This is a genomic window from Streptococcus sp. GMD6S, assembly GCF_000297015.1.
Genome location: NZ_AJRH01000309.1, coordinates 1 through 2,218, shown reverse-complemented (window position 1 = coordinate 2,218; position 2,218 = coordinate 1). Strand labels below are relative to the sequence as shown.

The following is a 2,218-nucleotide window of genomic DNA, read 5'->3' as shown; positions in this document are numbered from 1 at the left end:
GATAGAGTGATCTTCATTTTATTTATCGTATCTATCAGCCAAGCTGTGATCAATGTCACTGTTCCTATTTCGACTCTTTTTTTAAGAAACCAACCGTTTTTGAATTTACAAACTGGTCAATCACTCGCTTTGTTATCAACACTAGAATTGTTAGCACTTATTGTCGGAAGCCTTGTAAGTGGCTATCTGAAAAATACGATTTCTATAAAAACAGCTCTATACGCTTCGGTCGTCATCCAGTTACTCCTTCTAGTAGGATTTGCCACAGTTCATTTTGGTTTGATTCTGCTTTTCAGCTCCTTGGATGCCTTCATCGCAGGGTTACTCTCTCCTAGATTGCAAGAACTCGTCTTTAAACAAATACCTGAGGAGTCAATGGGAGCGGTTCAATCCTCTATTGGTGCGATTACGGTTGTTTTACCAAGTCTATTCACAATCGTTTTTGTAACGATTGCTACAAGTTTTGGGGTCCTATCGGTCAGCTTTATTCTATTGCTATTACTCCTAACTGCATTTGTCATGCTCTTGAATATTCGTGAGAGCATTTAGTAGGAAACTTTGATTTAATTTTTGTTCATATGATAAGGCTGGCTTCCCAGTCTTTTTCTTATTATGGCGGTTTGTCACTTACCCTTCACAGCATCCGACTCTATCAAAGTTTGTCAATCATAGAGTTTTTTAGTATAGTAGAAATATGAAATTTACAAAAATAATCAGTGGTTTGCTTGCTCTTGGAGTGATAATCTTATTTATAAAATCTTACCAAAATTTTAAAAATTTGGAATTTCCTAGTACGCAGTTAGTCATGTTTAAATCGCTTTCGTTTTATATGTCTGTAGAATCTTTTGAAAATACATTTGTCGCAGCTGACAAAGTCGTGGAAGAGGAGGAAATGGCCTATCGTGATACTTGGCGTGCAGAAGACCCGTATTTCTATAAAACAGGTCGCCTTTTCTATTATTACGAAAATATGAGATGGGAAGGCTATACTATCCGCGCAGATTTTACATTTTCAAAATGGCATACCTTGGAAGAAGCGAGGGCTTCTTTTCCTGTTGCTTCAAAAATGGAACAGAAAGAACTACTTGACAAACTATCGCAGGCTATAAAAACAGAAATTGAATCTTTACCAGACTATCAGTCTATGACAGTTGAAATGGTAGAACTAGATCAAGATTCTTATCAATATAAAGTCAAATTACAAGGGCAAACGGAGGATCTCTGGGTCGAGGTTTATTCGACAGAACTTGGATATCATGAAAAGCTTGAAGATAAGGAGTATGGGGTTGGGATTAGTCAATATCGGAGGCATGCATCGTAATCCTTTCCTTCTATACCATAGAATAAAGAGTCAGTTAATTGTTGACTTTTTTTATCTTGGACAAATGCCCGAGTTTTTTAGTATAGTAGAAATATGAAATTTACAAAAATAATGAGTATGGCACTTGCTCTAGTGGTATTGTTGCTGTCTTTAATGGTTTTTCGAATGTTTCAAAAGACGCAATTGGTCATGTTTGAATCCGTTTCTTTTAATATGCCCCTCGAATCTTTTGAAAAAGTGTTTGGAAAACCTCATGAAATAGTAGAAGAGACAGAAACAGGCTATCACAATCCTTGGCGTGCAAAAGATCCTTATCTCTATAAAACCGGGCGCCTTTTCTATGACTACGAAAACTTTAAATGGAAAAGTTACAGCGGTCGAGTGACCGTTACTTTTTCAAAATCGCATCGTTTACAAGGAGCGACGGTTTATTTCCCTATGGCTTCCAAAGATCAACAAAAAGAGATATTTTATAAAGTGACCCAAGACATGAAAGCTGAAATCGAAGCTCTACCAAACTTTCAGTCTTTGAAAGTTGATGCTTTGGTGGGGTATGATGTTGGTTATCGATTTAAGGTCAAAATGAAAGGGCAAGGGAGAGAACTCTGGATTGATGTTTATCCTACAGAATATGAGAATGAGGATAATCCTGAGAACAACCAATATAATATTGCAATCGATCAATTTCGATGGTAGTTACCCTAGCGTGCTTGTTTTGAATGCTTAGTAGTAGAATGCTGTATTTGTAAGAATGAGGAGAAGGATGAAAGAAAAAGGATTTTGGGAAGGTGTTCAGGCAGCCATGCCGACTGCCCTTGGCTATGTCAGCATTGGTCTGGCTTGTGGGATTATCGGTGCGCCCTATGTGACACCTGTTGAGATGGGCTTGATGAGCCT

The 2,218-nt window shown here is 37.7% G+C and carries 2 protein-coding genes and 2 pseudogenes; all 4 read left to right on the top strand.

From position 1 onward, the window contains the following. Positions 1–549: pseudogene (locus GMD6S_RS11160) on the top strand (hypothetical protein); the annotation flags it as partial. Between the two features lie 145 nt (positions 550–694). Next, entirely contained in the window at positions 695–1,321 is a 627-nt protein-coding gene (locus GMD6S_RS11155; RefSeq protein WP_000673205.1) for a hypothetical protein, read from the top strand. Between the two features lie 93 nt (positions 1,322–1,414). Further along, positions 1,415–2,017, top strand: a complete 603-nt coding sequence (locus tag GMD6S_RS11150; protein WP_025172956.1) for a hypothetical protein — start codon at positions 1,415–1,417, stop codon at positions 2,015–2,017. A 67-nt stretch (positions 2,018–2,084) separates the two neighbouring features. After that, positions 2,085–2,218: pseudogene (locus GMD6S_RS12510) on the top strand (AzlC family ABC transporter permease); the annotation flags it as partial.